General features: G+C 72.4%; 18 protein-coding genes. 15 read left to right on the top strand and 3 right to left on the bottom strand.

The genetic code is table 11. From position 1 onward, the window contains the following. Window positions 1–31: 31 nt before the first annotated feature. The 7 genes from ABB07_RS04140 to ABB07_RS04110 all read left to right on the top strand — a co-directional run bounded on the left by ABB07_RS04140 (window position 32) and on the right by ABB07_RS04110 (window position 9,682). A complete protein-coding gene (locus tag ABB07_RS04140; RefSeq protein ID WP_208897371.1) occupies window positions 32–781 on the top strand; it encodes a (2Fe-2S)-binding protein in 750 nt (249 codons plus the stop codon). 40 nt (window positions 782–821) lie between these two features. After that, window positions 822–1,973 (top strand): glycogen synthase, encoded by a 1,152-nt coding sequence (gene glgA / locus ABB07_RS04135; protein WP_208897369.1) that lies wholly within the window; start codon window positions 822–824, stop codon window positions 1,971–1,973. Window positions 1,974–2,023: 50 nt separating this feature from the next. Continuing rightward, the gene (glgC, locus tag ABB07_RS04130; protein WP_208897367.1) at window positions 2,024–3,244 is read left to right on the top strand and encodes a glucose-1-phosphate adenylyltransferase; all 1,221 of its coding nucleotides are present in this window, start codon (window positions 2,024–2,026) and stop codon (window positions 3,242–3,244) included. Between the two features lie 16 nt (window positions 3,245–3,260). Then, window positions 3,261–3,545, top strand: a complete 285-nt coding sequence (locus ABB07_RS04125; RefSeq protein WP_208897365.1) for a hypothetical protein — start codon at window positions 3,261–3,263, stop codon at window positions 3,543–3,545. Window positions 3,546–3,771: 226 nt separating this feature from the next. Further along, window positions 3,772–6,093 carry a GH92 family glycosyl hydrolase gene (locus tag ABB07_RS04120; RefSeq protein ID WP_208897363.1) on the top strand — a complete coding sequence of 774 codons (2,322 nt, stop codon included), beginning with the start codon at window positions 3,772–3,774 and terminating at the stop codon, window positions 6,091–6,093. Window positions 6,094–6,246: 153 nt separating this feature from the next. Beyond that, the gene (locus ABB07_RS04115) at window positions 6,247–7,578 is read left to right on the top strand and encodes a wax ester/triacylglycerol synthase family O-acyltransferase (protein ID WP_208897362.1); all 1,332 of its coding nucleotides are present in this window, start codon (window positions 6,247–6,249) and stop codon (window positions 7,576–7,578) included. A gap of 610 nt (window positions 7,579–8,188) precedes the next feature. Further along, complete coding sequence (locus ABB07_RS04110; protein WP_208897360.1) at window positions 8,189–9,682, top strand: SDR family NAD(P)-dependent oxidoreductase; 1,494 nt, start codon at window positions 8,189–8,191, stop codon at window positions 9,680–9,682. 150 nt (window positions 9,683–9,832) lie between these two features. On the opposite strand, the gene ABB07_RS04105 is transcribed toward ABB07_RS04110, so the two are convergent. After that, the gene (locus ABB07_RS04105; RefSeq protein ID WP_208897358.1) at window positions 9,833–10,228 is read right to left on the bottom strand and encodes a hypothetical protein; all 396 of its coding nucleotides are present in this window, start codon (window positions 10,226–10,228) and stop codon (window positions 9,833–9,835) included. A gap of 409 nt (window positions 10,229–10,637) precedes the next feature. Between ABB07_RS04105 and ABB07_RS04100 the strand changes: the two genes are divergently transcribed. Next, the gene (locus tag ABB07_RS04100) at window positions 10,638–10,811 is read left to right on the top strand and encodes a hypothetical protein (RefSeq protein WP_107100716.1); all 174 of its coding nucleotides are present in this window, start codon (window positions 10,638–10,640) and stop codon (window positions 10,809–10,811) included. Between the two features lie 62 nt (window positions 10,812–10,873). Further along, on the top strand, window positions 10,874–11,368 hold the full coding sequence (locus ABB07_RS04095) for a GNAT family N-acetyltransferase (protein WP_208897356.1): 495 nt from the start codon (window positions 10,874–10,876) through the stop codon (window positions 11,366–11,368). 3 nt (window positions 11,369–11,371) lie between these two features. On the opposite strand, the gene ABB07_RS04090 is transcribed toward ABB07_RS04095, so the two are convergent. Beyond that, window positions 11,372–12,715: an amidase gene (locus ABB07_RS04090; protein WP_208897355.1), complete on the bottom strand. Its 1,344-nt coding sequence runs from the start codon at window positions 12,713–12,715 to the stop codon at window positions 11,372–11,374. A gap of 218 nt (window positions 12,716–12,933) precedes the next feature. Here ABB07_RS04090 and ABB07_RS04085 point away from each other — a divergent pair, with 218 nt between their 5' ends. Beyond that, window positions 12,934–15,270, top strand: a complete 2,337-nt coding sequence (locus ABB07_RS04085; protein WP_208897354.1) for an alpha-L-fucosidase — start codon at window positions 12,934–12,936, stop codon at window positions 15,268–15,270. 42 nt (window positions 15,271–15,312) lie between these two features. Here the strand turns inward: ABB07_RS04085 and ABB07_RS04080 are convergent, their stop codons facing one another. Then, a complete protein-coding gene (locus tag ABB07_RS04080; protein ID WP_208897353.1) occupies window positions 15,313–16,401 on the bottom strand; it encodes a LacI family DNA-binding transcriptional regulator in 1,089 nt (362 codons plus the stop codon). Window positions 16,402–16,623: 222 nt separating this feature from the next. On the opposite strand from ABB07_RS04080, the gene ABB07_RS04075 reads away from it, so the two are divergent. Genes ABB07_RS04075 through ABB07_RS04055 form a run of 5 tightly spaced genes read left to right on the top strand, consistent with a single transcriptional unit; the run spans window position 16,624 to window position 23,074 of the window. Then, a complete protein-coding gene (locus ABB07_RS04075; protein ID WP_208897352.1) occupies window positions 16,624–17,913 on the top strand; it encodes an ABC transporter substrate-binding protein in 1,290 nt (429 codons plus the stop codon). A gap of 6 nt (window positions 17,914–17,919) precedes the next feature. After that, window positions 17,920–18,807, top strand: a complete 888-nt coding sequence (locus ABB07_RS04070) for a carbohydrate ABC transporter permease (RefSeq protein ID WP_208897351.1) — start codon at window positions 17,920–17,922, stop codon at window positions 18,805–18,807. Beyond that, window positions 18,804–19,712 (top strand): carbohydrate ABC transporter permease, encoded by a 909-nt coding sequence (locus ABB07_RS04065; protein ID WP_208897350.1) that lies wholly within the window; start codon window positions 18,804–18,806, stop codon window positions 19,710–19,712. Before ABB07_RS04070 ends, ABB07_RS04065 begins: the two co-directional genes overlap by 4 nt. 27 nt (window positions 19,713–19,739) lie before the next feature. After that, on the top strand, window positions 19,740–20,996 hold the full coding sequence (locus ABB07_RS04060) for a glycoside hydrolase 5 family protein (protein ID WP_208897348.1): 1,257 nt from the start codon (window positions 19,740–19,742) through the stop codon (window positions 20,994–20,996). Then, window positions 20,993–23,074, top strand: a complete 2,082-nt coding sequence (locus tag ABB07_RS04055) for an endo-beta-N-acetylglucosaminidase (protein ID WP_208897346.1) — start codon at window positions 20,993–20,995, stop codon at window positions 23,072–23,074. Before ABB07_RS04060 ends, ABB07_RS04055 begins: the two co-directional genes overlap by 4 nt. Window positions 23,075–23,104 lie beyond the last annotated feature (30 nt).

Below are 23,104 nucleotides of genomic sequence, written 5' to 3'. Positions count from 1 at the left end.
GCCGGGAACGCGCCTGATACCAGTACTGTCCGTGGACCTCGACCCCGCTCTCGCCGCCCTCCGCCCGCTCGGCGGCTTCTTCGTCCTGCGTACGGTCCCCGGCCCGGACCCGGTCACCGGCCGACCGGATCCCGGGCGGCTGCCGACCCTCGCCGAGGCCTACGCACGGGTGACGCCGGACGCGTTGGCCGCGCGGGTGGCCGTGGTCGCGGAGCGGCTGGGCACCAGCGAGCCACGCGTGGCCGCCTCCATCGCCCACCAGGGCCTGGCCGCCCGGCTGTGGTCGGCGGCCCTCGGCTGCGCCGTCCGGTACGGCCGGCTGCCCGACCTCGACCCGCGCCTGCTGCGCTGGGACCCGCTCGCCGGCGCCCCGGACGACCTGTGCCTGACCGAGCTGCGCCCGCTGCCCGGCGACGCCGCCGGCCTGGCCGCCGCCGTGCTGCACGGACACCTGGAACCCCTCACCGAGGCGCTGAGGGCCGGATACGGCAGCGCGCCCGGACTGCTGTGGGGCAACGCCGGCTCCGCGCTCGCCGGGGCGGCCCGCGAAGTGGACCGCTGGGCCCGCGCCCACGGCCGTACCGACCTGGCCGGCCGGGCCCGCGCCCTGACGGACGAACTCTTCGCCCACCCCCTCCTGCGCACGACCGGCACCCGCACCGGCACCGCCTTCCGCCGCCGCAGCTGCTGCCTGTACTACCGGGTGCCCGGCGGCGGGGTCTGCGGCGACTGCTGCTTCACCCGGCCGCCGCGCTCTTCCCCAGGGGCCGCTTCTGGGTGACCATGAAGGGAACCTGCCACCGGTACAAGGGGGTTGTCGGGTGCGAGTGGGACTGCTGACCCGGGAGTACCCCCCGGACGTGTACGGCGGCGCCGGTGTCCACGTGGAGTTCCTGGCCCGGGAGCTGGCCTCGCTGGTGGACCTGGAGGTGCACTGCTGGGGCGAGGGCCGCGGCGTCGGCGTCGTACGCCACCGCCCCTGGTCCGTCCTCGACGGGACCAACGACGCGCTGCGGACCTTCTCCGTGGACCTGTCCATCGCCGCCGCCCTCGAAGGCCGCGAACTCGTCCACTCCCACACGTGGTACGCGAACCTCGCCGGCCACGTCGCCAAGCTCCTGTACGGCGTCCCGCACGTGGTCACCGCGCACTCGCTGGAGCCGCTGCGGCCCTGGAAGGCCGAGCAACTGGGCGGCGGGTACGCGCTGTCGGGCTGGGCCGAACGCGCCGCGATCGAGGCCGCCGACGCGGTGATCGCCGTGTCCGGCGCCATGCGCGAGGACATCCTCGCCTGCTACCCGGCGCTCGACCCGGCCGCCGTGCACGTCGTGCACAACGGCATCGACACCCGCCTGTACCGCCCCGACCACGGCACCGACGCCCTCACCCGGCACGGCATCGACCCCGCCCGCCCGTACGTCCTGTTCGTCGGCCGGATCACCCGCCAGAAGGGCGTGCCCCATCTGCTGCGCGCGGCACGGGACATCGACCCGGGCGTCCAGGTCGTGCTGTGCGCGGGCGCCCCCGACACCCCGGAGATCGACCGGGAGTTCCGGGAGCTGTTCGAGGAGCTGAGCCGGGCCCGTGCCGGGGTCTTCTGGATCCCGCAGATGCTGCCGCGCCCCGAGGTGATCCAACTCCTCACCCGGGCCGCCGTGTTCGCCTGCCCCTCGGTGTACGAACCCCTCGGCATCGTCAACCTGGAGGCGATGGCCTGCGGCACCCCGGTCGTGGCCTCCCGGGTCGGCGGGATCCCGGAGGTCGTGGACGACGGTCGTACGGGCCTCCTGGTCGACGTGGACGACGCGTTCGAGGCGGGCCTCGCCCGTGCGCTGGACACCGTGCTCGGCGACCCGGAGGCGGCCCGGCGGATGGGGGAGGCCGGACGGGAGCGCGCGGTGGGGGAGTTCGGCTGGGACGCGGTGGCCCGGCGCACGGCCGCGCTCTACGAGGAGGTCCTCAAGCAGGCTTAGTCCCGTGTGCTCGGGGCATCCATGGTGGAACCAGGGTGAGGGGAGCGGCCATGCGTCGTGGAGGGCCTTCCGTACTCGGGATCGTACTGGCGGGCGGGGAAGGCAAACGCCTGATGCCGCTGACCGCCGACCGCGCCAAACCAGCCGTCACGTTCGGCGGCACCTACCGCCTCGTCGACTTCGTGCTGTCCAACCTGGTCAACGCCGACGTGCTGCGGATCTGTGTGCTGACCCAGTACAAGTCGCACTCGCTGGACCGGCACATCACCACCACCTGGCGGATGTCCAGCCTGCTCGGCAACTACGTCACACCGGTCCCGGCCCAGCAGCGCCTCGGCCCGCGCTGGTACCTGGGCAGCGCCGACGCGATCCTGCAGTCGCTGAACCTGGTCCACGACGAACAGCCCGAGTACGTGGCCGTGTTCGGCGCCGACCACGTCTACCGCATGGATCCGCGCCAGATGCTCGCCCAGCACATCGACGGTGGGGCGGGCGTGACGGTGGCCGGCATCCAGGTGCCGCGCGTGGAGTCCTCGTCCTTCGGGGTGATCACCCCGGGCTCGGACGGCCGTACGGTGCGGCGTTTCCTGGAGAAGCCCGCGGACCCGCCGGGACTGCCGGACGACCCGGAGACCGTGTTCGCCTCGATGGGGAACTACATCTTCACCACCAAGGCGCTGATCGAGGCGCTGCACCGGGACGCCGAGGACGAGAGTTCCCTGCACGACATGGGCGGCTCGATCCTGCCCCAGCTCACCGTGCGCGGCGAGGCCCAGCTGTACGACTTCGGCGAGAACCACGTGCCCGGCGAGACCACCCGCGACCAGGGGTACTGGCGGGACGTGGGCACCCTGGACGCCTACTACGAGGCCCACATGGACCTCATCGCCGAGCGCCCGGCGTTCAACCTGTACAACCGTCAGTGGCCCATCTACACGCACTCGTACCAGCTCTCCCCGGCCCGCTTCAACGCGGGCGGCATCGCGAGCGAGTCCATCATCAGCGCGGGCTGCCTGATCCGCGGTCAGGTCACCCGGTCGGTCCTCTCCCCGGGGGTACGGGTCGACCCGGGCGCGGTGGTCCAGGGCTCGGTGCTGCACGACAACGTGCGCATCGGCCGGGGCGCGGTGGTCCGCGGCGCCGTCCTGGACAAGAACGTCGAGGTCCCGCCCGGCGCCACCATCGGCGTCAACCCGGAGCGGGACGCGGAGCTGTACACCGTGTCCAAGGGCGGGGTGATCGCCCTGGGGAAGGGACAGCGGGTGCCCTAGGGATAGGGTCCGCCGCATGCGATGTGCGATATGCGGCTCCGGCCGGCTGAGCCCGGTCGGTGAGCTCAGCTCGGGGGAGCGGTCGTTCGAGCGGCTGCGGCTGAGGTTCCGCCGGCCGGGATTCTTCAAGCCCCGGCCGGAGTTCGAGGCCGGCCTCGGGCGTGCCTGCCGCGACTGCGGGGCCCTGTTCGCCTTCCTCACGGAGTACGGGCGGCGGGAACTGGACGCCATGGCCGAGGACCTGATCGAGGCCGAGGACGCCGCACCCGCCCCACACCCCTGGGACCCGCCCGCGGGTTAGGGGCTGCGCATGTCCGCCGCTCCCGCGCTCGCGTTCCGGCGGCCTCCACCCGCGACCTGGCTCGGCGCGCAGCCACGGAGCTTCGAGCCGCCCCTCTGACGAACCGTCATCGTCCGGCCGGTGCACGGCGCGACGCGTTCGCCCGATAACCGTACCTTGCCCGGTTCTGAGTCGTTCGACCTTCAGGATGCAGACATCGATGTCGAACCTGCGGAGGTCATGCGACATGAGAGGGACCCGGCGTACGAGGCTGTGCCTGGCCGGGGTGATGGCAGCGTCCACGCTGATCGCCACCCCCGCCGCACGGGCCGCCGAGCGGACCGACGGCCACCTCACCGACCTGGTCAACCCGTTCATCGGGACCCAGGACGAGGGCAACACCTTCCCCGGCGCGGCCGTGCCCTTCGGCATGGTGCAGCTCTCCCCGGACACCGGGCACAACACCGGCTACGACTACACGCAGAACCGCATCCGCGGCTTCTCCCTGGTCCATCTCTCGGGCGTCGGCTGCCGCATCGGCGGCGACCTGCCCGTGCTGCCCACCACCGGCGAGGTCACACAGACGGACTACACCCGGTACGCGGCCGGCTTCTCGCACCAGGACGAGACGGCGAGCCCCGGCTACTACCGGGTCGGCCTCTCCTCCGGCATCCGTGCCGAGCTGACCGCGACCGAGCGCACCGGCGTGCAGCGCTACACCTTCCCCGCCACCGACAAGGCCAACGTCCTGCTGAACGCGGCCCAGTCGCTGCACAAGGGCGTCTCCAGCAGCGTCGAGATCCTCGACGACCACACCGTGCGCACCGAGATCACCGGCCACGGCTTCTGCCGGGACACCGGCCCCTACACGGTCTACACCGTCACCCGCTTCAGCCGGCCCTTCACCGCGTACGGCACGTGGGACGGCGCGACCCTCGCCCCCGGCTCCCGCAGCGGGCGCGGCGGCGCCTACGTCCGCTTCGACGCGACCAGGGACCGTACGGTCGAGGCGACCACCGCGATGTCGTACGTCGACGCACGCGGCGCGGCAGGGAATCTGGCCGCCGAGGGCGGCCGGACCTTCGACGCGGTGCGCGAGCGGGCCCGCGAGGAGTGGGAGAGGCGGCTCGCCGCCGTCCGCGTCCAGGGCGGCACCGGCACACTGCGGCGGACCTTCTACTCCTCGCTGTACCGGTCCTTCCTCGCGCCGAACGTCGGCAGCGACGCCGACGGCCGCTACTTCGGCTGGGACCGCCGTGTCCACAGCGCCCAGGACTTCACCTACTACCAGAACTGGTCGCTGTGGGACACCTACCGCACCCAGGCCCAGCTGCTCGCGCTCCTCGCGCCGCGCGAGGCACGGGACATGGCCCGCTCGGTCCTCGCGATCGACGAGGACGGCGGCTGGCTGCCCAAGTGGGGGTACGGCCCCGTCGAGACGAACGTCATGAGCGGCGACCCCGTCACCCCCTTCCTGACCACGGCGTACCACACGGGGCTGCTCAAGGGCTTCGAGGAGCGGACCTACCGTGCGCTGAAGAAGAACGCCGACGGCGTGCCCCCGGCCGCGTACCCGGGCATCGGCCGGGAGGCCAACACCGAGTACCTCGCGCAGGGCTTCGCCCCCTTCGACCAGGACCGCCCGCTCGCCAAGATGGGCGACTCCGACTACCACCACGGCGCGTCCGTCACACTGGAGTACGCGCTCGCCGACGCCATGCTGGCCCAGATGGCGCGCGGCCTCGGCCATCACGCCGACGCCGCCCGCTACGCGGCACGGGCGCAGAGCTACCGGAACATCTTCGACCCCACGACCGGCTTCTTCCGCGCCCGCGACGCATCCGGCGCCTTCACCGGCTCGGCCGACCCGGCGCGTGGCACCGGCTTCCACGAGGGCACCGCCTGGCAGTACCAGTGGCTCGTGCCGCAGGACGTGCCCGGCATGGTGCGGCTCATCGGCGGCGAGCGCGCCGCCAACGACCGGCTGGACTCCTTCTTCGCCTACGACAGGCTGCTCGCCGACCCCGCGAGGACGGCCCGCGAGGTGTGGGTGCACGGCGACGCGTACGCGTACTACAACGCCGACAAGTACAACCCGATGAACGAGCCCGACCTCATCGCCCCCTACACCTATCTGGCCACCGGCCAGCCGTGGAAGACCACCGACGTGGTGCACGCCGCCCTGACCCTCTTCACCGACGGGCCCACCGGCATCACCGGCAACGACGACCTGGGCACGATGTCCGCGTGGAACGTGCTGTCGTCCATCGGGCTCTTCCCGATCCAGCCCGGGTACGGCACCTGGGGCCTGTCCACGCCGGTCTTCGACCGCGTCGACCTCACCCTGGACCGCCGGTACTGGCCGAGCGGCCGGCTCACCGTCACCGCGCCGGGCACCTCCGCCGCCGACCGGTACATCCAGAGCGTCCGCACCGACGGAACCCCGCACGGGCGGACCTATCTGACGACGGGTGCGCTGCGCTCCCTGCGCTCCCTCGCGTTCACGGTCGGCCCGCGCCCGTCTGAGTGGGGTACGTCACCCGGGGCGGCACAGCCGGTCCTGAAGTGACCTCACATAACTCTAGGTCCCGCCCTGGTCACAGGGGCGGGACTTAATCTTCTGTTAACTGAGCGTAGCCTGATCGTACTTGACCGTAATCGGGTGACAGAGATTGACTGCGAGTGACTGCAGATCCACCCGTCGTCGACGTGAGGCACGCCCTTGACTTCCCACCTGCTCGCTCCACTCGACCTGGCGTTCTGGAACATCGAGTCCGACCGGCATCCGATGCACCTCGGCGCGCTCGGCGTCTTCGGCGCGCACTCGCCCACCGCCGGTGCCCACGCCGCCGACCTGCTCGCCGCCCGCGCCGCCGCCGTGCCCGGCCTGCGCCTGCGCATCCGCGACGTGTGGCAGCCGCTCGCCTTCGGCGGCGCCACCCGGGAGCCGGATCCGGACTTCGACCCGCTCAACCACGTACGGCTGCACGCCCCGACCGCCGACTTCCACGCCGTCGCCGGCCGGCTCATGGAGCGCCCGCTGGAACGCGGCCGGCCGCCGTGGGAGGCGCATGTGCTGCCCGGCGAGGACGGCATGTCGTTCGCCGTGCTGTTCAAGTTCCACCACGCCCTCGCCGACGGGCTGCGGGCGCTGAAGCTCGCCGCCGGCATCCTGGACCCGGTGGACCTGCCCGAGCGGGCGCCCCGCGCCATCGAGCCGCCGCGCGGGCTGCTGCCCGACATCCGCAAGCTGCCCGGGCTCGTCCCCGAGCTGGTCAAGGGGGCGCTGTCCGACGTGGGGCGGGCCCTGGACATCGGCGCCTCCCTCGCCCGCTCCACCCTCGGCATGCGGCCCACGTCCGCGCTGACCTCCGCGCCGAGCGGCACCCGCCGCACCGCCGGGGTCGTGTTCGACCTCGACGACGTGCACCGGGTGCGCAAGACCGCCGGCGGCACCGTCAACGACGTGCTGATCGCCGTCGTCGCCGGGGCGCTGCGGCGCTGGCTGGAGGAACGCGGCGACAGCACGAACGGGGTGGCGCCGCGCGCCCTCATCCCCGTCTCCCGGCGGCGTCCGCGCACCGCGCACCCACAGGGCAACCGGCTCTCCGGATATCTGATACGGCTCCCGGTCGACGAGCCGGATCCGCTCGGCCGGCTGGGTGCGGTGCGCTCCGCGATGGTCCGCAACAAGGACGCGGGGCCGAACCGGGGTGCCGGTGCGGTGGCGCTGCTGGCCGATCACGTACCGGCGCTGGGGCACCGGCTCGGTGGACCGCTGGTCGGCCAGGCCGCCCGGCTGTGGTTCGACATCCTCGTCACCAGCGTGCCGCTGCCGGGGCTGGGGCTGCGGCTCGGCGGCCACGAGCTGCGGGAGGTGTATCCGCTGGCGCCGCTCGCGCCGGGGCAGTCGCTGGCGGTGGCCATCTCCACGTATCGCGGGCGCGTGCACTATGGGCTGGTCGCCGATGCGGAGGCTGTGCCGGACCTGGAGCGGTTCGCTCACGCGGTGTCGGCGGAGGTGGCGGTGCTGTTGGACGCGTGTGGCGTGTGACGGGGTGGGGGTCCGGGGTGGGGATGCCCGCCCGCCCACCCGTGCGGCTTTCGTCGTCGGGTGCGGGTGGCCCCTGTGGGGCGGATTCGCCGTCGGCGGCCGCGGGGCCGTGGGCGGGGGCGGTGGATGCGCCGGCGGCGGCTCTGGCCTCGTCCGCGCGCTGCCTTGTCGGCGCGCTGCCTCGTCCGCGCGCTGCCTTGCCCGTGCACTGCCTTGCCGTGCGCGGGCCATCCGCCCGCGAACCGTATCTGCACCCACCCCTGGAGCCGGCCTCATCACCGTCCACCCGCATGGCAACCGCGTCTCCGCCGGCGGCGGGAGGCGAGCGGGCCTGGGGTGTCGGGCGGGGCTGTGGCACCCGCAGGGCAGGACGGTCTCCGGTTGTCGGGGCGGCAGGCAGGGGAGGAGCCGGATTCGCTCGGCGGCTCGGTGGTGTGTGCAGGGCGGTGGTCCGCGCCGAGGGCGTGCGGCCGAGGCGGGGTGGCGGGGCGTGGCTTCGCTGAGGGTTCGGTCGGGTTTGGCGGTGAGCCTGTGCGCTCCGTAAGATTCCCCGTTCGAAAGCGGGCGCGAGTGGGAGCGCTGCGCGGGTGATCAGGGAAGCGGCAGCGCGATGACGGTGACAGAGGACGGCCCCACGGCCATGGACGAGGTCGTGTACGGCCCCGGCATCGACCCGGAGCGGCTGGCCGTCTGCCTCAGCGTGCTCGAGGAGCTCGACCGGCTCGAGGTCGACCACCCGGACGCGATCAAGGTGCGCCGGGCCACCTCGCACATCTACCGCACGGTCAAGCAGCGCCGCCGCCAGGAGCGCCGGGCCGCCAAGACCGCCCACGACAAGGCGGTCACCGAGGCCACCGCGACCGGCTCCGCCGAGCGCATCGACGACGAGACCGAGGGCATCCTGCCCTCCTCCAAGGTCGAGCCGGGCAGGATCGCGGGCATACTCCAGCGCCCCCGCTCCTGCTACACCTGCAAGCAGCGCTACGTCGAGGTCGACTACTTCTACCACCAGCTCTGCCAGAAGTGCGCCGCCGAGAACCGCGCCAAGCGGGACGCCCGCACCGACCTCACCGGAAAGCGCGCCCTGCTCACCGGCGGCCGCGCCAAGATCGGCATGTACATCGCGCTGCGGCTGCTGCGCGACGGCGCGCACACCACCATCACCACCCGGTTCCCGAAGGACGCCATCCGCCGTTTCAAGGCCATGGACGACTCGGCGGACTGGCTGCACCGGCTCGAGGTCGTCGGGATCGACCTGCGCGACCCGGCGCAGGCCGTGGCCCTGGGCGAGCAGGTCGCCGAGGCGGGCCCGCTCGACATCCTGATCAACAACGCGACCCAGACCGTACGCCGCCTGCCCTCCGCGTACGCCGCCCTGGTCGAGGGCGAGAGCGCGCCCCTGCCCGCCGGTGAGCTCCCCGCCCACCACGTCATCGGCGCCTTCAACTCCGGCGCCGTCGACGGCATCGCCGCACTGCCCGTCGGCACCAGCGGCCTGGACGCCCAGAAGGTCGCCGACCTCGCCCTCGTCGCGGGCAACGCCAGCGTCGCCCGGCACCTGGACGGCACCGCCATCGACGCCGGCGGCCTTGTCCCCGACGTCGTCGACAGCAACACCTGGGTGCAGACCATCGAGCAGATCTCCCCGGTGGAGCTGCTGGAGACCCAGCTGTGCAACTACACGGCGCCGTTCATCCTCATCAGCACGCTGCGCCCGGCCATGGCCGACGCCGCGAAGAAGGCCGCCAGCGGACGCGCCTACGTCGTCAACGTCTCCGCGATGGAAGGCGTGTTCAACCGCGGCTACAAGGGCGCCGGGCACCCGAACACCAACGCCGCGAAGGCCGCCATGAACATGGTCACGCGGACCAGCGCGACGGAGATGTTCGAGACCGACGGCATCCTGATGACCTCCGTGGACACCGGCTGGATCACCGACGAGCGCCCGCACTACGACAAGCTGCGCCTCGCCGAGGCCGGCTTCCACGCCCCCCTCGACCTGGTCGACGGCGCGGCCCGCGTCTACGACCCGATCGTGCGCGGCGAGGCGGGCGAGGACCTGTACGGCGTCTTCCTGAAGGACTACGCGCCCGGCAAGTGGTGACCGGCGCCCCAGGCGGTGGGCGGTGCGACCGTCCCTTTCCCGGCGGGACGGTCGTGCCGGGGTGCCCGGTGCGCAGGTGACGCGTTCTTCATGGCTGCGCGGTCACTTCCGGTACGGCCTGTCGGGCGACGGACGGCTCCGCCCAGGGTGTCAGTCGACGGCCCCGAGCCGGGAGTTGCGGGCCGCGACCAGCTCCAGCACCGTGCGCCAGTCCTCCAGGACGCCGGCGTCGAAGCCCGCCGCACGGCTCTCCTCGTCGGCCTGGCGCAGCCGCAGCAGATCGTCGTCGGCCGGGCCCGCGTCCCCGCGCACCAGCCGGAACACCCGCTCCCCGAGCAGGGAGCGCACCGCCTCGGCCGTACGGAGCGGCCGGTCCGACCCGTCGCCCGGGCACAGCACCGGCCCGATGCCCTGCACCAGCCCCGCCACCTGGAGCTCCTTGTCGGCGGGGCGGCTGCGGCGCAGCAGCGCGGCGCATCTCAGCGCGTGCTGGTGCCGGCCGGCGTACAGCAGATCCATCAGCTCCTCGACGCTGCGAAGCTCCATGCGTCAGTCCTCCCGCGAGACTGCCGTTGCCGCAGAGCAGCAGATCATGGCGAGCTTGCGCCCCGGCCAACGGCACCTGAACTGCGCCGCATGTAGCCCGACTGGGTGAATCGCCGGACGGCCGGGTGATGCGCCGCATGGTAAATGGCCGCATATTAGGAGGTATTGGGGGGCGAAACGACTTCTGATAGTTACACCTTGTTTGCACTCCCGATCGAGCGGGAGCCCGCTCATTTGGGTACTCTGGAGGGGACGGGCAGCAGTACCGGGTCCCACCCAGACCCAGACGTCCGTACCGGCGCCACCGCGTCCGAACTGGCCTTCCATCCAGACCCGAGCGGGCGCCGAGCGCCGGAGCGCAGGCTGTCCGGCAAGCCCCCGAGGGTGACCGACACATAAGGAGTGCGCGGTGACACCGGAGAAGACGAATCGCGACCAGCGCCCCAAGGAACGCACGGAGCGTGCGCACCGGCGGCCCGGAGAACTCGGCAGCCTCGACGTGTGGGCCCGGTCCGCCCCGATCCGCCTGGCGGGCTACGAGGACGACCTCGCCGAACCCCACATCCTGCCCAGCGTGGACTGACCCCCGGGCCGGGCCCTTGGCGAGCGCCGCACGCATGGGCGTGACCTGACAGACTCACGCCCATGCTGATCAGACAAGCCGTGGCCGAGGACTGGCCGCGGATCTGGCCTTTCTGGCACCGGATCGTCGCCGCCGCCGAAACCTACGCCTGGGACCCCGGCACCTCCGAGGACGACGCCCGCGCGCTCTGGATGAACCCGGCCAAGCGTGTGTACGTCGCCGAGGACGCCACCGGAGCCGTGGTCGGCTCGGCCTACCTCACCCCCAACTACGGCGGTCCCGCGGCCCGCGTCGCCAACGCCGGCTTCATGGTCGACCCCGAGCGCACCGGCCAGGGCATCGGCCGCGCCCTCGCCGAACACGTCCTCGCGGAGGCCAGGGCCCACGGCTACCGCGCGATGGTGTTCAACGCCGTGGTCGAGACCAACCCCGCCGTCCAGCTCTGGACCTCCCTCGGCTTCACCGTCCTCGGCACGGTGCCGGAGGCCTTCGAACACCCCCGGCACGGCTGGGTGGGCCTGCACATCATGTACCGCTCGCTGGAACAGCCGGGCTGAGGGTCAGTCCACCGGCGCCGTCCGCCGCCAGGGACGCAGCGCCTGCAGTTCCTCCGCCAGCTCCAGCAGCACGGACTCCGAGCCCGGCCGGCCCACCAGCTGCACGGCACAGGGGGCACCCGAGGGAAGGGTGCCGAACGGGACCGACATCGCGGGCCAGCCGGTCAGGTTCCAGGGCGGGGTGAACGGGGAGTACGCGGTGTTGACCAGCACATTGCGCAGCCAGCCGCGTTCGTGCCACGGGCCGGCCGCGGGGGAGCGCCGGGCCAGGGCCGGGGTGAGCAGGGCGTCATACTCGGTGAAGAAGGGCGTCAGGCGGGCGCTCAGGCGCTCGCGGCTGTCCCCGGTGCGCACCGAGCGGACGAACCGGCGTCCCACCGCCGCGTGCACCCGGGTCCGCCGGGCCAGCCGCGCCCGGTCCAGGCCCTCGGCGTCCACCGCGGTCCCGGCCGTCCAGTGCCGCAGCGCGGTCACGCCCAGCGAGAGGGGATACGGCGGCTCGGCCCGCCGTACCTGGTGACCGGCCCGCGTGAGCTCCCCGGCCGCCTCCCGGACCGCGGTCGTATACGGTCCGCTCACGCTCACCCCGGCGAGCGGACTGCGCACGGCCGCGGCGATCCGCCGGCGCGGTGCCCCGTCCGCGGCCGGGACGGCGGAGGCCGCCAGCACGCCCAGCACCAGCCGCAGGTCCTCGACCGTCGTGGCCAGCGCGCCGTTCTCCGCCATGCCGAACCAGTCGCCGTTGCCGATCCCGGCCGGCACCACGCCGTGCCCCGGCTTCAGCGTGACCAGTCCGCAGTTCGCGGCCGGGATGCGCAGCGACCCCATGCCGTCGTTGCCGAGCGCGACCGGTACCAGGCCCGCGGCCACCGCGGCCGCGCTGCCGCCGGAGGAGCCGCCCGCCGTGCGGGAGGTGTCCCACGGATTGCGGGCGGTGCCGTACACGCCCTCGGTGGTGCCGAAGACGCACAGCTCGGGCACGTTCGTCAGGCCCACGACCACCGCGCCGGCCGCCCGCAGCCGGGCCACCGTGGCGTGGTCCTCGGCGGCCGGGGTGTCGGGGGTGGCGGCGGAGCCGTCGCGGCGGGACTCGCCGCGCACCGCCAGGTTGTCCTTCACGGCCACCGGCACGCCGGCCAGCGGCAGTTCGGCCAGATCGCCGCGGGAGGCCACCTCGTCGGCCTCGGCGAGCGCCGCCTCGGCCCGCACCTTCCGGAACGCCCCGATCCGGCCGTCGAGCCGCTCGATCCGCGCGAGGTGCTCGGCCGCCACCTCCCGTGGTGTCACCCGCTTCTCACGTACGGCGGCGGCAATCTCGGCGGCACTCCGCCCGGCCCAGTCACCCACGGGCACTCCTCGCTCGGTCGTCGGCTACTCGCTGGTACGAATCACGGCGCAGGGAGAACTGTGCCCGGTCGGCGGCGGTACGTCGAGACGCCGTTTCGGGCAGCGCCAGAGTCATCCGATCAATGCCTGAAGTCATGGCCGCTGCAGACGCGTTGACAGGGCCACGGTAACTCCCACATCATCAGACATCCGATGAATCGGATTATTGGGAGCCGCTCATGAGCATGTATCCCAGACGGCTGGTCCTGGGTGCGGCAGCGGGGGCGACCGCTGCGGCCGCCCTGCCGCTCACCACCTCGGCCCCCGCGCGGGCCGCCGGACAGCAGGTGACCTGGGCCACCGTCCCCGACCCGGTGCCCGTCCCGCTCGACGCCCTCTACGACAACGACGGCATCGACACGCCCTCCGCCCGCGGCGGCGACTTCGACGGCTCGGGCTACACGTTCCCGGGCGACGAACTCCCCGCGGGCCGCGTCGAGGTCGACGGCATTCCCTTCGCCTTCCCCGCGTCGACCGAGGCCGCCAGGAACAACGTCGTCGCCCTCGGCCAGCGCATCGACCTGCCCCGAGGCCGCTACCTGTCGGCCGCCTTCCTCAGCGCCGGGAGTTACGGCGACGCGTCCGGCCAGGCCACCGTCCACTACGCCGACGGCTCCACCAGCACCGCCGGCCTCGGCGGCGCCGACTGGTACGCGGCGGGCGGTTCGCTGTCGGCGCCGTACCGCTACAGGCCGGACGGCACCAAGGACGAGCACACCGTCGGGATCGGGACGTCTCAGGTGTGGATCGATCCGCGGCGCGAGGCCGTCGCCCTGACCCTGCCGGTCACGAACCCCGCCGAGGCGAACAAGGCGTCCCTGCACGTCTTCGCCCTCTCCCTGCAACCCGCCGCCCAGGGACGGGCGCTGGCCCTGCGCGATGCCCACTCCACCGGCTCCCTGCTGGAGGCCACCGGCGCCCAGAGCGTCGAGGCCACGGTCGTCAACGCGGGCACCGTCCCGATCCTCTCCGGCGACGACGTGTCGGTGCGCGTCGATGTGCCCGGCGCCCGCACCGTCGAGCCGGCCCGCATCCGCCGCCTCGACCCCGGCGAACAGGCCCGCGTCCGTGTCGGCATCCGCAACCGCTCGGGCACGGCCCCCGGAACCCGGCAGGACGGCACGGTGACCGTGGGCGGCCGAGGCGCTCAAGCGGCGTCCGCCCGAAGCAGGTTGACCCTCGGAGTGGCCGACTACCGGCCCACCGGGGCATCCCTCGCCGGCCATCAGGCGCCGTACTGGTTCCAGGGCGCCAAGTTCGGCATCTTCATCCACTGGGGCGTCTACTCGGTGCCGGCCTGGGCACCGGTCGGCAAGCAGTACGCCGAGTGGTACTGGGACCAGATGCAGGACCCGGCCAATCCCACGCACGCCTACCACCGCGCCACCTACGGCGAGGACTTCGCCTACGACGACTTCATCCCGCGCTTCACCGCCGAGCGCTTCGACCCCCGTGCCTGGGTGGAGCTGTTCCGGGAGGCCGGCGCCCAGTACCACGTGCTGACCTCCAAACACCACGAGGGCTTCGCCCTGTGGGACACCAAGGTCTCCGACCGCAACGCCGTCCGGCTGGGCCCGAGGCGCGACCTGGTCAAGGAGCTGTTCGAGGCATCCCGGCGGTACGCCCCCGAACTCCACCGCGGGCTCTACTTCTCGATGCCGGAGTGGTTCAACCCCGACAACCCGTGGATGGGCCACGCCCCGCGCAACCCGTACACCCTGGAGCCGGTTCCGTACACGGGATACACCGCGGGCAAGGACTACGTGCACGACTACCAGGCCCCGCAGATGCTCGAACTGATCCACGGCTACGACCCGGAGATCATCTGGTGCGACATCGGCGGTGCGAACGACAGCCTCCATGTCCTCGCCGAGTACTTCAACCACGCCAAGAACCGCGGCCGTCCGATCGATGTGACCGTCAACAACCGTTCGGGCATCGCGTTCCACGACTTCACGACGCCCGAGTACACGACGTACGCCAACACGGTCGTCGCCAAGTGGGAGTCCAGCCGGGGGCTCGATCCGTTCAGCTACGGCTACAACCAGGCGACCCCGGACGCCGCCTACATGACGGCCGAGGAGGTCGTGCACAGCCTCGTCGACATCGTCTCGAAGAACGGCAACTTCCTCCTGGACATCGGTCCGCGCGCCGACGGCACCATCGCGGAGATCCTGCAGACCCGGCTGCGGGAGACGGGCGCCTGGCTCAAGGTCAACGGTGAGGCGATCTACGGCACGACGTACTGGTCGCGGATGGCGCAGCTCGGCGAGGACCTGCGGTTCACGGTCCGCCCGGACGAGGCGTTCTACATCCACTCGCTGGCCGAGCCGGGCGCGAAGCTGATCGTCGAGGCGCCGGTGCCGGTGCGGTCCGGCGACAAGGTCACCCTGCTCGGCTACGACCGCCCCCTGAACTGGACCGTCTCAGGCGGCTCACTGGTCGTCGACGTACCGGCGGCCGCGCGGAAGGCGGGCCGCCATGTGTGGGTGTTCAAGGTGAGCTGGCGGGCCTGAACAGCAGGGCCTGTGCGGCCGGTCCCGCGCAGGCCCAGCAGGTCAAGTGGACTGCCCGGAGGGTCGCGCGGAACGCCCGGAGGGCCGGTCGGAGGGAACCGACGCCGTACTGCCCCGCCCCGTCAGCCGTGGCACCGGTACCCCCACCGAGCGGGCCGGGTTTCCGTCCAGCAGGGACAGCAGTTCGCGGGCCGCCGTGCGGCCGAACTCCGCGCTGTCGCGGGAGAGCGCGGACAGCCGGGGGGTGACCATGCGGCACAGGGCCGAGTCCTCCCAGGAGACCACCGACACGTCCTGCGGGATGCGGAAGCCCCGTTCGGCGGCGGCGGCCAGGCCGGCCACGGCCATCACGTCGTTGTCGTAGATGAGTGCCGTCGGGGCGGGCGGGTCGCCGAGGACGCGGCGGGTGACGGCGGCGCCCTGGGCGTCGGAGTAGTCGGTGGTGACCGAGCGGACCTCGGTGAGCCCGCGCCGCTCCGCCTCGGCCCGCAGCGTGGCGATACGGCGCTGGGTGTGGGCCAGTTCGGGCAGTCCGGCGATGTGCACGATCCGGCGGTGGCCGAGCGCCGTCAGCTCGTCCACCACGGAGGCCATCGCGCTCGCGTCGTCCGCCCAGACCGTGGCCAGACCGGGGTGCCGTACGTCGGATGCACCGCCGATCACCACGGCGGGCAGCCCGAGTTCGTCCAGCAGGCCGGGGCGCGGGTCGTCGGCGCGCGGGTCGGCCACCAGGACGCCGTCGACCCGGTGCTCGGCCCACCAGCGCCGGTACACCGCGCACTCCTCGGGCACGTCCTCCGCCACCTGGAACAGCAGACCCAGGTGCCGCTCGGCCAGCACCTCCTGGATGCCGGAGACGAGCTGGAGGAAGAAGGAGTCGACACCGAGGGTGTGCGCGGGACGGGCGAGGACGAAGCCGACCGTGGCCGCGCCCTCGCCGGACAGGGCGCGGGCGGCCGTGCTGGGCCGCCAGCCGAGCTGTTCGGCGACCCGGCGGACCCGCGCCCGGGTCGCCTCGGAGACGCCGGGGCGGCCGTTGAGCGCGAAGGAGACGGCGCTCTCGGAGACTCCGGCCCGCCGGGCGATGTCCTTCATCGTGGGCCGGCGTGCGGGGGACCGCTTGGGCGGCACGTTTCCCTCCCCACCTGACGATGCTCGCTAATGCGCTTGAGCGTCAAGAACCTAAAGCGCATTAGCAATTGACCGCAAGTCCCTTGTCGAACAGCTCTGACCTGCACTAATGAAAAGTGGATTTCTTTAGTTGAGAAGAACGCATTGACTTTCTCCGAACGGCGCGGGCAAGGTCTCTGGCGCCACCCGGCCGCCCCACCACAGCAAGGGAGCCGTGTCACCGTGCCCATGTCCCGCAGAGCCCTCGCCGCCGCTGCCGTCGTCGTCCTCGTCCTGCCGCTGAGCGCCTGCGGCTCGGGCGGTGACAGCGGCGGCTCGACCGACGCGTCCGGCAAGGTCGAGGGCGACATCACCTTTCAGACCTGGAATCTGCGCGCGAACTTCAAACCGTACTTCGAGGGCCTCATGGCCGACTTCGAGAAGAAGTACCCCGGCACGCACGTGAAGTGGGTCGACCAGCCCGCCGAGGGCTACGCCGACAAGCTCAGCGCCGACGCCGGCGGCGGCACCCTGCCCGACGTCGTCAACGTCTCCCCGGACCTGGTCGCCCCGCTCGCCAGGGCGGCCCTCGCCCTCGACCTCGACAAGGCGGCCGCCCCGTACAGGTCCGAGTACCTGCCCGGCGCCTGGGCCGGCCACCAGGTGCCGGGCATGAGCGGCACGTACGCCTTCCCCTGGTACCTGAACACCGGCCCGCTCTTCTACAACAAGGCCCTGTTCACCAAGGCCGGACTCGACCCCGGCCGGCCGCCGAAGACGTACGGCGAACTCTTCGCCGACGCCCTGCAGATGGCGAGGAAGAGCGGCGGCAAGGTCGCCACCCTCGCGAACGTGCCCACCATCGAGGACTTCGGCCGCTACGGCGTCACCCTGATGAACAAGCAGGGCACCGCGTTCGCCTTCAACGACGCCAAGGGGGTCGAACTCCTGAGCAAGTACAAGGAGTTGTACGACGCCAAGGCCCTCGACCCGCAGGCGCTGACCGCCACCCCGGAGTCCTCCGGCAAGAAGTTCCTCACCGGCGCCGTCGCCATGAACCCCGGCAGCGCCCTCGACCTCGACAACTTCAAGAAGAACGCGCCCAGCCTGTACCGGAACATCGGCATCACCGACCAGATCACCAGCACCGGGCACGTCAACATGTACGTGATGGGCGTGATGGTCAACTCCCGCACCAGGCACGCCCCGGCCGCCGTCGCCTTCGCCCACTTCGTCACCGACGCGCAGAACCAGATGTCCTTCGCCAAAAAAGTCGCCATCTTCCCGAGCACCGCCGGCTCCCTGAACGACCCGTACTTCACCAAGGAGGACGGCACCGACGAGACCCGGGTGCGCGTCGCCGCCGCCAAGTCCCTGAAGACCGCCGTCAATTACACGCCCGTGCTGTTCAGCGACCAGATGAAGACCGCGCTGCGCAACGAGGTGGCCAAGGCGCTCCAGGGCAAGGAGAGCCCCGAGCAGGCCCTTGACAACGCTGTCAACGCCGCCGACCGGCTGCTCCAGCAGGGCTGACCGGGCATGGTCACGCCCGTCCGTATCAGGCGCCAGCTTCCCTTCAGCCCCTGGCTGTTCGCCGCGCCCGGACTGCTCGTCACCGGCGCCTTCGTGCTCTACCCGTTCGTCTCCACCCTGGTGAACTCCTTCACCGACCGCCGCACCCTGCTGCCGGGCCACTTCACGGGCCTCGCCAACTTCCGCGAGCTGCTCCACGACGACATGTTCTGGACCGGCCTGCGCAACAGCACGCTGTACATCGCCGGCGTCGTACCCGCCCTGGTCGTCCTGCCCCTGCTGCTCGCGCTGCTGGTGCAGAAGAACATCCCCGGCATCACCTTCTTCCGCTCCGCCTTCTACACCCCGGTCGTCGCCTCGATCGTGGTCGTCGGGCTGATCTGGGTGTGGCTGCTCGACGAACGCGGCCTGGTCAACTCGCTGCTGGAGACGATCGGGATCGGCCGGGTCGGCTTCCTCAGCGACCAGTGGCTGCTCCTGCTGAGCGCAATGGCCGTCACGGTGTGGAAGGGCCTCGGCTACTACATGATCATCTATCTGGCGGCCCTGGCGAACGTGCCGCGCGAACTGCACGAGGTCGCCGCCGTGGACGGCGCGGGACCGGTGCGCCGCTTCTTCTCGGTCACGGTGCCCGCCGTCCGCTCCACCATGGTGCTGGTCGCCGCGCTCTCCTCGGTCGCCGCCTTCAAGGTGTTCTCCGAGGTGTATCTGATGGCCGGCCCCGACGGCGGCCCGGCCGGCGAGGACACCACGCTGGTCATGCTCGTCCAGCGCACCGGCACCGGCCTGACCGGCCGCGTGGGCTACGCCTCCGCGCTGTCGGTCGTCGTGTTCGCCGTCACCGTGGCGCTCATGCTGCTGGTGCTGCGCGCGGACCGCCGGGAGGAGTCATGAGCGTCCTGGAGAAGGTACGGCGGACCGAGCCGCCGGTCACCGCGCGCAAGGAGCCGCGCGTCACCGACCAGCACGGCCGTCGCATCCGCGTCGGCGAACTGGCCTGGCGCTATCTGCTGCTGCTCGCCGTGCTCGCGCTGACCGTCGGCCCGTTCCTGTGGCAGCTGTCCACCTCCCTCAAGGGCCCCACCGAGGACATCTACGGCTCACCGCCGGGCTTCCTGCCCGCGCATCCCACCCTGCACAACTACACCCGGGTCGCCGACACCATCCCCGTCTGGGACTACGCCCTGAACTCCCTGAAGGTCGCCACCGCCAACGTCGTCACCAACTGCGTCGGCTCCGCGCTCGCCGGGTACGCGTTGGCCCGGCTGCGCTTCCGGGGCCGGCGCGTGACCACACTGGTGTTCGTCCTGGCGATGCTCGTACCCGTCGAGGGCATCGTCATCGCCCAGTTCACCACCATGCGCGAACTCGGCCTGAACAACACGCTCATCGGGGTCGTGCTGCCCGGCGCGGTCGGCGCGATGAACGTGCTGCTGATGCGAAACGCCTTCCGCGGCCTGCCGTACGAGATCGAGGAGGCGGCCTACGTCGACGGCGCCACCGTGTGGCAGCGTTTCCTGCGCGTCGCCCTGCCCTCGGTGAAGGGGACGCTGGCCGTGGTGGCGATCTTCGCGTTCATGGGCGCCTGGGACGACTTCCTGTGGCCGCTGATCGTGCTCAGCGACCCCTCCAAGTTCACCCTCACCATCGGCCTGAACTATCTGCACGGCACCTTCGCCAACGACGAACGCCTCGTCGCCGCCGGCACCGTGATCGCCGTGGCCCCGCTCATCGCGCTGTTCGCCTGCCTGCAGCGGTACTTCTTCCGCGGGGTCGGCGAGGGCGCCGTCAAGGGCTGAACACCCCGTACGCCACAAGGACACTCCATGCCCCCTGCCGTGCGCTTCGGCGTCAACTACACCCCGAGCGAAGGGTGGTTCCACCACTGGCTCGACTTCGACCTCGACTCCGTGCGCGCCGACCTCGACGCCGTCGCCGCGCTCGGCCTCGACCACATCCGGGTCTTCCCGCTGTGGCCCTACTTCCAGCCCAACCGGACCCTGATCCGCCCGCGCGCCGTCGAGCAGCTCGTGGCCCTCGCCGACGCGGCCGCCGAACGCGGCCTGGACGTCCACGTCGACGGCCTGCAAGGGCACTTGAGCAGCTTCGACTTCCTGCCCGCGTGGACGCGTACCTGGCACCGGCGCAACCTCTTCACCGACCCGGACGTGACCGAGGGCCAGGCAGCCTATCTGCGCACCCTCGCCGCCGCCCTCGCCGACCGGCCGGGCTTCCTCGGCATGACCGTCGGCAACGAGGTCAACCAGTTCGCCGCCGGCCCCCACCCCGACCCCGACCGCATCACCGCGGACGAGGCCGAGCGGTGGCTGCGGCGCATGCTGGCCGCCTGCGCCGAGGGCGCCCCCGGCCGGCTCCATCTGCACGCCTCCTACGACGCCGCCTGGTACCAGGACGACCAGCCCTTCACCCCCGGCCACTCCGCCCGGCTCGGCGACCTCACCGCCGTGCACTCCTGGGTGTTCAACGGCACCGCCCAGCGCCACGGCCGTACCTCCGTGCCGGCCGAGCACCACGCCGCCTACCTGGTGGAGCTGAGCAAGGCCTGGGCCGGGGAGCCGTACCGGCCCGTCTGGCTCCAGGAGGTCGGCGCGCCCGCCCCGCTCGTGCCCGCCGAGCACGCCGCCGCCTTCGCCGAGGCGACGATCCGGAACGCTCTGGACTGCCCGGACCTGTGGGGGATCACCTGGTGGTGCTCCCACGACGTCTCGCGCGACCTCGCCGACTTCCCCCAACTGGAGTACGGGCTCGGTGTGTTCACCAACGACCGTGCGCCCAAGGACATCGCCCGCGTGCTGGCCGAGGCGGCGCGCCGACCGCACGCGAGCCCCGCCCCACGCACCACCGCCCTCGCCGTACCCGGCGATCCGGGCCACCGCTCCCGCTGCGCCCCCGGCGGGCCCGTCTTCGACGCGTTCTTCCGGCTCGTCGCCGACGGCGCCCGCCCCACCACCGTCCTCGACACCCGTGCGGCCGACAAGGACCACCTCGCCGCGCGCGGCATCACCGAGGTCGTCACTCCCGATCAGGTACTCCCCACCCCACACGGAGGCACCCGCTCGTGAACCCCAGCAGACGCACCGTCCTGATCGCCGGCGCCGCCGCCGGTCTGTTCCCGCTGCCCGCCGTCGCGGCCGCCCGCCCCAGAGCCGGGGCGACCCCGCCGTACGCCTCCTACTGGTACCCGGACTCGCTCCCCGCCGGCAGCCCCGGCCCCGGCATCACCTGGCGCAGCCTGAAGAGCTGGCGCGCGGCCGAGGATCCCGACCTCGCCTTCAACGCCGCGACCGTACCGCTCGCCGACCGCTTCACGCCCACCCCGGCGAACCCCACCGCCCGCTCCGGCCAGGCCCGCATCCAGGCCCTGGTCTCCTTCGGACCCACCTCCGGCAACCCGTCCCAGGGCTCGGCCACCGCCGACTACTACGCCCTCACGCACTGGGCCTACCTCGACGAACTGGTCTTCTGGGGCGGCTCGGCAGGCGAGGGCCTCATCCTCGCGCCGAACGCGCCGATCGTGGACGCCGCCCACCGGCACGGCGTCCCCGTGCTCGGGAACATCTTCCTGCCGCCGGTGGCGTACGGCGGACAGCTCCGGTGGACCCGGGACCTCGTGCAGCAGGACGCCTCCGGGCACTACCCGCTCGCCGCGCAGCTCGTCGCGGTCGCGGCGGCCCACGGCTTCGACGGCTGGTTCGTGAACGCCGAGACGGGCGGCGGGAACACCGCGCTCGGCCGGGCCATGCTCGGGTTCGTCAAGGAGCTGAAGGCGCTGGCGGCGGCCAACGGGCAGCGGGTGACCTGGTACGACGCGATGACCGTGAACGGCACGCTCGGCTGGCAGGGCGCGCTGGACAGCCAGAACCAGGCCTTCTTCCAGGCCGCCGACGACATGTTCGTGGACTTCCGGTGGAGCGCGGCCACGCTCGCGGCCTCCGGCACGAAGGCCGGCCAACTGGGGCGCAGCAGGTACGAGTTGTGCGCCGGGGTCGACGTCGAGTCGGACGGGTCCGGTACGCCGGTGGACTGGGACGCGATCGTGCCGTCCGGCACGCCGCACGTCACCTCGATCGGCTTCTACCGGCCGGAGTGGACCCGCAACCACCTGCCCGCCGACCGGCGCGCCCCGGAGGACTTCCACGCCGCCGACGACCGGTTCTGGACCGGGCGGTCGCTGGACCCGTCCCGGCCGGACCCGACCGACCCGTGGCGGGCACCGGCGGTGTCGGTCGCGGACCGGTCCACGGTGACCTCACTGCCGTTCGCGACCGTGTTCAACACGGGGCACGGGCTGCGCTGGTACGAGGACGGGGCCGTCACCTCGGACGCGCCCTGGAACCACCTCGGGCTCCAGGACCGGCTGCCGGCGCGGCGGTGGGTGGTGCGCACGGCGGGGGAGCGGCCGGCGGTGTCCTTCGACTTCGCCGATGCCTGGCGGGGCGGCAGCAGCGTGCTGGTCGACGGTGAACTCGATCAACCGGTCGTGGTGGATCTGTACGCGACCCGGCTGCCGATCGGTGTGAACTCGGTTGTCGAGCTCACGTACCGGACCGACGCCGGCGCTGTGAACGTCGAGGCGGCGGTGGCGACGGCCGAGCCGAGCGGGCCCGGGACGCCACCGCCGTACACCTATCTGGCCGTGAACCCCGACAACAACCGGACTCCTGTGAACCCGGTCAACGGCTGGCAGACGGTGACGGTCCCGCTCACCGGGCTGACCGGCCCCCTCACGGGCCCCCGGACCCTCAGGGGCCCCCGCACCGGCACGGGCACCGGCACCGTCCACGCCCTCGGCGTCCGTCTCACCGCCACCGAGGGACCGGTCCGCTGGCGCCTCGGCGCCCTCGCCGTCCGGAACACCGTCACCGGCCCCGCCGCCCCCACCGGCGCCCGCGTCACCGGCGCGACCGGCGGCGACCTCCGGCTCGCCTGGAACGCCGCCCCCGGTGCCGTCCGCCACTACGAGCTGCACCGCCTCCTGCCCGACGGCACCCGCCGCTTCCTCGCCGGCACCTGCCAGTGCGCCTGCTTCCTCACCGGCCTCCAGCCCGAACAGGGCGAAAAGACCGCACGATTCGAACTGCGCGCCGTGGGGGAGCTCTACACCACCTCGGCCCCCGTCACCGTCACCCACCCCTGGTGACGACCGCAACCACCCGGAACCCGCAGGGAG

Source organism: Streptomyces incarnatus (genome assembly GCF_001027185.1).
GTDB classification, from domain to species: domain Bacteria; phylum Actinomycetota; class Actinomycetes; order Streptomycetales; family Streptomycetaceae; genus Streptomyces; species Streptomyces puniciscabiei.
This window is presented reverse-complemented; position numbering and strand designations above follow the sequence as displayed.

Bases quoted from the DNA above. Each gene is read 5' to 3' on its own strand.
- ABB07_RS04125 (WP_208897365.1), top strand. From the start codon at position 3,261: ATGCGATGTGCGATATGCGGCTCCGGCCGGCTGAGCCCGGTCGGTGAG.
- ABB07_RS04110 (WP_208897360.1), top strand. From the start codon at position 8,189: ATGACGGTGACAGAGGACGGCCCCACGGCCATGGACGAGGTCGTGTAC.
- ABB07_RS04095 (WP_208897356.1), top strand. From the start codon at position 10,874: ATGCTGATCAGACAAGCCGTGGCCGAGGACTGGCCGCGGATCTGGCCT.
- ABB07_RS04085 (WP_208897354.1), top strand. From the start codon at position 12,934: ATGAGCATGTATCCCAGACGGCTGGTCCTGGGTGCGGCAGCGGGGGCG.
- ABB07_RS04065 (WP_208897350.1), top strand. From the start codon at position 18,804: ATGAGCGTCCTGGAGAAGGTACGGCGGACCGAGCCGCCGGTCACCGCG.
- ABB07_RS04105 (WP_208897358.1), bottom strand. From the start codon at position 10,228: ATGGAGCTTCGCAGCGTCGAGGAGCTGATGGATCTGCTGTACGCCGGC.
- ABB07_RS04120 (WP_208897363.1), top strand. From the start codon at position 3,772: ATGAGAGGGACCCGGCGTACGAGGCTGTGCCTGGCCGGGGTGATGGCA.
- glgC (WP_208897367.1), top strand. From the start codon at position 2,024: ATGCGTCGTGGAGGGCCTTCCGTACTCGGGATCGTACTGGCGGGCGGG.
- ABB07_RS04060 (WP_208897348.1), top strand. From the start codon at position 19,740: ATGCCCCCTGCCGTGCGCTTCGGCGTCAACTACACCCCGAGCGAAGGG.
- ABB07_RS04070 (WP_208897351.1), top strand. From the start codon at position 17,920: ATGGTCACGCCCGTCCGTATCAGGCGCCAGCTTCCCTTCAGCCCCTGG.